Raw genomic sequence first — 8,514 nt, 5'->3', positions numbered from 1 at the left:
TCGCGCAAGACCCCGGCGGTTCGCTACCGCTCAACCAAAGCGGTCTGGCAATCGCAAAGGCCTCGTCGCTCCGGCCGGACTGTAGGTAGGCCAGACCGGCGTAACATTGCAACTCGGGGTCTTCGCTGCCGCGATAATAGCTTAACAACTCCGACCAGCGTTGCCGCTCGCCGAGCTGAATCAGCCATTTGTTGCGCAACGGGGCCGCGTAACGGGTGTTGGCGTGAGTGTCGAGAAAACGGATCACGCCCTGGTCGTCTTCCAGATGCGACTTGGCCCAAAGGTAGCGTAAATACGGCAGTAACGGGTAATCGCTCAATTCCGCGTTCAAGCGTTGATAATCGGCCAGCTTATTCTCGGCGACCGCGCGTTCGGCACGCAGGAAGGCGGCGCGCTGGGACGGAGTCGGCGGGGCGGCGCAACAGCCGACCGAGGCCAGCCAGAGCAGGGCCCAGGCTGTCCTCTGAAACCGCGACAAGCCGCGCGGGAGTAACAAGTTTTCTGTAAAGATCGCCACGCTATTATAATTTGCTATTAAGCCACCGGATTTAGTCGTATTCCCTTGAACGCATCCCAAGCCGCAAGACCTCAGGAGTATTCCTGGCATTATATCTATCGCATCGCACTGCAACATAAAAAGCAATTGCTGACCGGTCATATCATCGCCTTGTTGGCGACGCTTGCCAGCGTACCGGTACCGCTGTTAATGCCGCTGTTGGTGGATGAAGTATTGCTGCATCATCCCGGCACGGTGCTCAATACCCTGGACCCTTTGATTCCGCCGGAATGGCGGGTGCCGATTTTCTACATCGGCGTGATCTTGCTGGTCAGCTTGCTGATGCGCTTGTTCGCGCTGGTATTGAACATTATTCAGACCCGGCAATTTTCCAATATCGCCAAGGATGTGATATTTCGGATACGCGAGGGTCTGGTCGGCCATTTACAGCGGGTGTCGATGTCGGAATATGAAAGCCTGGGCAGCGGCACGGTCAGCGCCCACATGGTGACCGATCTGGATACGCTGGATACGTTTATCGGCACGACAGTCAGCAAGTTACTGGTGGCGGTACTGACGGTATTCGGCACCGCGGTGATCTTGCTGTGGATGCACTGGCAGTTGGGATTGTTCATCATCTTTTTGAACCCGCTGGTGATCTATCTGGCCAAGGCCATCGGCTCGAAGGTCAAGGATCTGAAAGCCAACGAAAACAAAGCCTATGCGGTGTTTCAGCAAGCGTTGAGCGAGACGCTGGACGCGATACACCAGATCCGCGCCAGCAATCGCGAGGCCCACTATTGCCGGCAGTTGGTGGCCAGCGCCGAGGCGGTCAAGAACCACTCGACGGTATTCGCCTGGAAAAGCGATGCGGCGATTCGCCTCAGCTTTCTGACCTTTTTATTCGGCTTCGACATCTTCCGCGCCACCGCGATGCTGATGGTGCTGTATTCCAACCTCAGTATCGGCGAAATGCTGGCCGTATTCGGCTACCTGTGGTTCATGATGGCGCCGGTGCAGGAGATTTTAAGCATACAACAGTCGTTTTACGCCGCGAAGGCGGCATTGGCGCGGGTGAACCAATTGACCCGCCTGCAGCGCGAACCCGACTATCCGCACGCTGAAAATCCGTTTGCCGGCCGCAAGACCGTCTCGGTCGGCGTGCGCGATTTGCATTTCAGTTACCGCGACGAGCCGGTTTTGAACGGCATCAACCTGGACATAGCGGCCGGTGAGAAAATCGCATTGGTCGGCGCCAGCGGCGGCGGCAAGTCCACGTTGGCGCAGACTTTGATCGGCTTGTATCCGCCGGGCCGGGGAATGATATATTTCGACGGCGTACCGTTGGACCGGATCGGTTTGGATATGGTGCGCGAACACGTCGCCACGGTATTGCAGCATCCGGCCCTGCTCAACGATACGATACGCGCCAATCTGACCTTGGGCCGCGACGTCGCCGATAGCGATCTGTGGCGGGCCTTGACGATGGCGCAACTGGCGGACGTGGTGCGCGAGCAGCCGCAAGGCCTCGACACCGTGGTCGGTCGGCAGGGCATGCGCTTGTCCGGCGGGCAGCGCCAGCGTCTGGCCATCGCCCGGATGATCGTCAGTAATCCGGCGGTGGTCATCCTCGACGAGGCCACCTCGGCGCTGGATACCGAGACCGAATTCAAACTGCATCAGGCGTTGGCGGAGTTTTTGGCGGGCCGCACCACGCTGATTATCGCTCACCGGCTTAGCGCGGTAAAACAGGCCGATCATGTATACGTCTTCGAGCAAGGCAAAATCTGCGAGCAGGGCAAGCACGAAACCTTGATCCAGCAAAACGGGTTGTACGCCAAACTCTACGGCGATTACCAATGAGCGCCGCCGTCTACGATTTGCACAGCCACTCCAACGCGTCGGATGGGGTATTGACGCCGGGTCAATTGGTACGCCGGGCGCATGCCCGCGGCGTTACCGCTTTGGCGCTGACCGATCACGATACGACCGCCGGCTTGGCCGAAGCGCGGGCCGTCGCGGCCGAATTGGGCCTGCGTTTGATTCCAGGGATCGAATTGTCGGCCAGTTTCGAAAGCCATTGCTTGCACGTGGTGGGCTTGAATATTGATCCGAGCCACCCCTCGCTGGTCGATGGCGTTGCCAGACAGCAGGATTTGCGGGTCGAGCGGGCTAGGAAAATTGCCGACAAACTGGCCAGAAAAGGCATAGACGGCGCTTTTCAAGCGGTGGCGCGCGCCGCGCGCGGCGGCGAAATCACCCGCTTGCATTTCGCCGATTTTTTGGTCGGCGTCGGCCGCGCGAAAACTCAACAAGATGCCTTCGACTACTATCTAAGCAAGGGCAAACCGGCCTATGTGGCAACCCAATGGGCGAGCTTGGCCGAAGTCGTCGGCTGGATCAACGCGGCCGGCGGCTTGGCGGTTCTGGCGCACCCGCTGCGCTACAAGTTGAGTAACAAATGGATCAACAAAGCCCTGGTCGCTTTCAAAGCGGCTGGGGGGCAGGGCGTCGAGGTGGTAACCGGCCGGGCCAGCGGCGACGATATTCGCTTTAGTCAAGAATTGGCGGCCAAGCATCAATTGCGCGCATCGGTCGGCTCCGACTTTCACGCCCCCGAAAACCAATACTTGGAACTGGGCCGCCTGGCGCCGTTGCCGCTGGGCGCGGAGCCGATCTGGGAATTGTTTTAGGGATTATTGTCCGCCAATGTGGAGTGGTTGAAACGAGCAACGAAGTCGAAGAATTCGTCGGCCGGCGCCGGCTTGTGATACATAAAGCCTTGGGCGATATGGCAGCCGCCGGCCATCAGAAAGTCGGCCTGCGCTTGGTTCTCGACGCCCTCGGCGATAACCTCCAGCGTCAACGCCCGCGCCAGCGCCAATATTGCCGTGGTGATTGCCACGTCGTCTTCGTTATCCGGCAAATCGCGGACGAAGCAGCGGTCGATCTTCAGCTCCGAAATCGGTAGTTTTTTCAAATAGGACAATGACGAATAGCCGGTACCGAAGTCGTCGATACTGGTCTTCACGCCCAGCGCGCGCAATTCGCGCAGCGTGACCAGCGCTTCGTCCACGTGTTCCAGCAACATGCTTTCGGTCAACTCCAGTTTTAAACACTCCGGCGCGATGCCGGCCATCGCCAGCGCGTTGCGGACATGGCCGACGAAGCCCGGTTGGTGCAATTGGTTGGCCGACACGTTAGCGGAGATCACCATTGTCGGGCTGATACCGCGATCTTGCCATTCGCGGATTTGCCGGCATACCGTCTCCAGTACCCAATTGCTGATCGGCACGATCAGCCCGGATTCTTCGGCGATCGGGATGAACTGCGACGGCGCCACCAATGCCAGATCCGGATGACGCCAGCGTATCAAGGCCTCGCCGCCGACCACGCGCTGCCGATGCATATCGACCTTGGCTTGGTAAAACAGCAGCAATTCATTGCGCTCCAGCGCGCGCCTCAGGCTGTTTTCCATGGACAGCTTCTGAAACGCGACAGCGTTCAGCGATTTACTGAAATATTGATAGGTATTTTGGCCTTGTTCGCGGGCATGGTGCATCGCGAACTCGCCGTTTTTAATGTATGCGTCTTCGTCGCCACCGTCGCCTGGATAAACCGCGATACCGATGTTGACGCCCAGGAATAGCTCGATCGCGTCGATTTGGAAGGCGGGTTCCAGCGTTCTGAGAATTTGCCGTGCCACCCGTACACCGGTCTGATCGTCGTCGGCGTGTTTCAGCAAAATCGTGAACTCGTTGCCGCCCAAACGTGACACCGTGGATTCGCCGCCGAAGGCGCCGCCGCCCTTGCCGTGGCTGTCGCGAACTTCGGCGACCAAACGGTCGGCGAACATTTTCAGGACGTGATCGCCGGCTCTGGGCCCCAGCGTTTCGTTGATGCGGCTGAAGCGGTCTATGCAGACGAACAAGGTGGTGATCCGGCTATGCTGGTGATTGCATTGCACCATCGCCTCGGCCAGAATTTCCCGAAACAGCGTCCGGTTAGGCAGTCCAGTCAACGGATCGTAATACGATAAAAACCTGACTCGTTCCTCGATATGGCGGCGTTCGGTAATGTCTTGCAGCGTGCCTTGAATCCGGGGCGCCGATTCGCCGTCGACGACCAATTCGCCCTGGACATGCACGATACGCTCCCCGCCGTCGCGATGGAGGACCGGCAGGTCGAGCCGAAATTGGCGGCGATTTTTCAGGCATAGGTCGATGGCCTGCCGTAATATCCCCACTTCGCTGGGGTGCACCGCCGAGTACAAATCTTGACAACGGCCTTGGAAGTCCTGGGGAGAGACGCCGAGTAAATTGAATACCTCGCGCGACCAAACCATTTTGTCGGCGTCGATCCACCATTCCCAACTACCTAACTGGGCGATTTTTTGCGCCTTACGCAACTCGGCCTCGCTTCTGGCCAGTTGGGCCAAGGCCGCCGAGGAGCGCAGCAAATAACGCAAACGGTGCGGTAGGGTGGCCCAACTGATCGGTTTGGCGACGAAATCGGTGGCGCCAAGCTGAAACGCGCGATTGACCGATTCCAGATCGTCGATGCCGGTCAGCATCACGATGGGGAGCAAGCGTTTTTCCGGAACGGCGCGTATGCGTTGCAGGCAGTCGAAGCCGCTGATACCGGGCATCATCACGTCCAGCAGCACCAGATCGGGTTGATCCGCCGCCAAGCGCTCCAGACCGGTTTCGCCGTCGCTGGCGCCAATCACCGCAAAGCCTTCCCGATCCAGGATGTTGGCCAACATCAGACGGATCATGTCGTCATCGTCGATGACCAGTATCAGACTGCGGGAGGAGGGTGGGGAGGTCATTCGGGATCCGGGTTAGCAAGCCTTGCAATTACCCGTTTATAGCTGTTTTGCAAGGTCAGGGCAAGCCGGTCGTCAAAATCCAGCGTATTGTCGCGGGCCGCGTGCTCGATCGCTTTCGCCTGCTCGGACAACCCCCTGGCGCCGATATTGGCGGCCGCCGATTTCAACGCGTGCGCGGCGAAGCGCACCGCTTGCGGGTTTTGTTCGCGCAGACCGCTGGCGATTAAGTCGATTTGCTCAAGCGCATTCTGGCGGAATAGATCGAGGACTTCTTCGACTAATTGATTGCCGCCGATCTGTCGTAAAGTATCGAGCGCGCCGTTATCCAGCTTGTCCGGGTCCTTATCGGCGGGCCGGCGGGCCGGCGATTCGCCGTTGCCGGGAAGCGGCAGAAAGCGGCCGATTTTGCTCGCCAGCGCTTGCTGCAAAAACGGTTTGCTTAAATAGTCGTCCATGCCGGCGTCCAGGCATTTTTGCTGGTCGCCCTCCATGGCATTGGCGGTCAGCGCGATGATCGGGATTCGCGCGCCGCCTTGCTCGCGTTCGATGTTTCGAATCACTCGGGCGGCCGAATAGCCGTCCATTTCCGGCATCATGCAGTCCATTAAAATTAAGTCGATCGGCTCGGATTCGTAAATATGCAGCGCGGATTTGCCGTTGTCGGCAATCCTGACCCGATAGCCCAATTGGTCAAGCATGGCCTTGGCGACCTTTTGATTGACCGGATTGTCCTCCGCCAACAATACCCGTCGTCGGTCGCAACGGATCGCCACCAAGTCCGCGATACTGGGTTTACCGTTAACCCCCCGCAATAACGCCTCTCTGAGGGCGCGGCGTTGAACGGGCTGGTATAAAACCGGCCAGTCCGGCGGCGCTTGGTTCGGGTCGGGACCGTTGGCCGCGCTGATTTCGATCGCTCGGCTCGAGGCCAGACGCGGTAAGGTTTGCAGACGTTCGTTTAACGCGCCGACGTCCAAGACCGCGGCATCGAACAGGATGAAATCGTAAAAAATGCCGGATTTGGCTCCCTCCTCCAGACGCAACAGGGCGGAAGCTTCGTTCGCGGCCAGCTTGAAATGGACGCCAAGTTCGGACAGTTCCAAGCACAGACATTCGATATCCAACCGGCCGTTGGTCACCAACAGCGCGCGCCGCCCGCGCAATATCGGGTCGACGCTCAGCGGCGGCAGGGCTGCGCCGGCCGGGGCGAGCGGCAGACACACCGTGAACTGCGAACCGATGCCAGGCTGGCTGCGCGCTTCGATCCGACCGTCCATCAAATTGCTCAACTCCTTGCAGATCGCCAATCCCAGTCCGGTGCCGCCGTACTTGCGGGTGGTCGAGCCGTCGGCTTGATTGAAGGGTTTGAACAGCTTGGGCAGAATATCTTCCGCGATACCGATCCCGCTATCGACCACTCGAAACATTAGCGGTATGCGCCGGTCCGCGTTGTTGGATGGGTTTTCCGCTGCCGCGACGTATAAACCCACCGAGCCGCGTTCAGTGAATTTGATGGCATTGGACAATAAATTGGTCAGTATTTGCCGCAAGCGGTGCGGATCGCCGCGAACCGCATCGGCGACGCTGGCGTCGATGCGGCAATCCAGCTCGATATGCTTGGCGCGCGCGCGTTCCCAGAATAGCGCCGAGAGCTGCTCGATCAGTTCGTACAGGCTGAAGTCAATGTTTTCCAATTGCAATTTGCCGGCTTCGATTTTCGAGAAGTCGAGAATATCGTTGATCACGGTCAGCAGGGATTCGGCCGAGCTGAACACGGTTTCCGCGTATTGGCGCTGGGTGTCGTCCAGCCGGGTTCCCAACAGTAATTCAGTCATGCCTAACACACCGTTCATCGGCGTGCGGATTTCATGGCTCATCGTGGCCAGGAACTGCGATTTGGCGAGAGTAGCCGCCTGCGCCTCGGCCACGGCTCGACGTAAGTCCACGGTACGCAGATCCACTTGTTTTTCCAGGTTTTCGCGCTGTTTCGCCAATTCGGTATCGCGCTGCTGCAGGCGTTCTATCATCGAATTGAAGCTATCGACCAATTGACCGATTTCGTCGTTGCCGCCGCCGCCGGCTCGCACCATGTAATCGTTGTCTTGTGACACCTTGCGGGCCAACGACGACAAGGCGGTCAGGGGCGCGGCGATGGACTTGGCCAAATTACGCCCGAACAATACCGCCAGTACCACCGCAGTCAACAAAGCACCGAATAGCTGGGCCATGTTGATCAGTACCGTGCGCCACATTGGCCGCAAATCGACGACCATTCGCAGATGTCCGATGATTTCGGGACCCTCGCCGCTAACCGGGTACAGCAAGACCTGTTCAGTCAACCGCCAACCGTCCGTCGCGATGTGCAGCCGGGCGTCGTTCAAGTCTCGCGGAATTTCCGGCGCCGCCCCAATACCGGGGTACTGTGCGAACAATAGGCCATCCTTGCTGTAAAGTTGCGCCGACAAGATCTCCGACTTGCCGCGCAAGGTCGCCAGCACGCCGTTAGCGGTCTTGACATCGTCGAACAATAACGCCGCGCTGGCGCTAAAGCCCACCATCGTGCTCAACGAGCGGGTTTCGGTTTCCAAACGGCTGCGTTCCTGATGAATCTGGGTCAGGCTGGTGATCGGCAACGTAAACAGTAAGGCCAGCGCCACGGTCAGCTCTTGTAAATACAGTAGCTTTTGCTTCATCGGCAAATCGGGCAGTTTCCGTCGAGCCATGGTTCGCCAAGCCTCCTCGTGGAATTAAGCCGGTCAACCGCCGCCGAATAGGCGTTCGTCATCGAGTCTATCGTTTTGGTTAGGCTGTCGTTAAGTCTTCATGCGATTCCTTCGATGAACCTTCGCATGGCAAACGTCAGTCTAAAAACCAACAATATAGCCTTAATTTGTGAATCCGCCAGCAAAACGGCGGACAGTGCCCGATAGTTTAATCCGCGTAGTTAGGAGACTAGGTTTATCGGACAGGCGTTCCATCCGCGCGAGCGAAACGCGATTTGAGCGTTCTGCTCAGCCCCGACTTTACGACAATCGACTAATATACCCGGAATAATTCACCGGGAATTCTAACCGTCATTCGAATGGAGCGTGTCGTACGGGATAGATAGCATGCCCGGAGATTTGAAATTTACAACGACATTTTGCATGAACAGGCGATTGCTGAATCAATTTCCACGGCTTCGGAC

The 8,514-nt window shown here is 58.2% G+C and carries 4 protein-coding genes and 1 pseudogene; 2 read left to right on the top strand and 3 right to left on the bottom strand.

From position 1 onward, the window contains the following. Positions 1-517, bottom strand: a pseudogene (locus tag AC3B8H_RS15405) (hypothetical protein); the annotation flags it as partial. Positions 518-562: 45 nt separating this feature from the next. Here AC3B8H_RS15405 and AC3B8H_RS15400 point away from each other — a divergent pair. Continuing rightward, positions 563-2,359: an ABC transporter ATP-binding protein gene (locus tag AC3B8H_RS15400; protein WP_488442428.1), complete on the top strand. Its 1,797-nt coding sequence runs from the start codon at positions 563-565 to the stop codon at positions 2,357-2,359. Then, the gene (locus AC3B8H_RS15395) at positions 2,356-3,189 is read left to right on the top strand and encodes a PHP domain-containing protein (RefSeq protein WP_488442427.1); all 834 of its coding nucleotides are present in this window, start codon (positions 2,356-2,358) and stop codon (positions 3,187-3,189) included. Before AC3B8H_RS15400 ends, AC3B8H_RS15395 begins: the two co-directional genes overlap by 4 nt. Here AC3B8H_RS15395 and AC3B8H_RS15390 read toward each other — a convergent pair. Together AC3B8H_RS15390 and AC3B8H_RS15385 are read right to left on the bottom strand one after the other, a co-directional pair. Continuing rightward, a complete protein-coding gene (locus AC3B8H_RS15390) occupies positions 3,186-5,327 on the bottom strand; it encodes a putative bifunctional diguanylate cyclase/phosphodiesterase (RefSeq protein WP_488442426.1) in 2,142 nt (713 codons plus the stop codon). The genes AC3B8H_RS15395 and AC3B8H_RS15390 overlap by 4 nt on opposite strands. Then, on the bottom strand, positions 5,324-8,050 hold the full coding sequence (locus tag AC3B8H_RS15385; protein WP_488442425.1) for an ATP-binding protein: 2,727 nt from the start codon (positions 8,048-8,050) through the stop codon (positions 5,324-5,326). The genes AC3B8H_RS15390 and AC3B8H_RS15385 overlap by 4 nt, the downstream gene beginning before the upstream one ends. Between the last annotated feature and the right edge of the window lie 464 nt (positions 8,051-8,514).

This window comes from Methylomonas sp. BG-2 (genome assembly GCF_057766305.1).
Note: the sequence above shows the minus strand (reverse complement) of the source record. Positions and strands in the feature narration are given on the sequence as shown.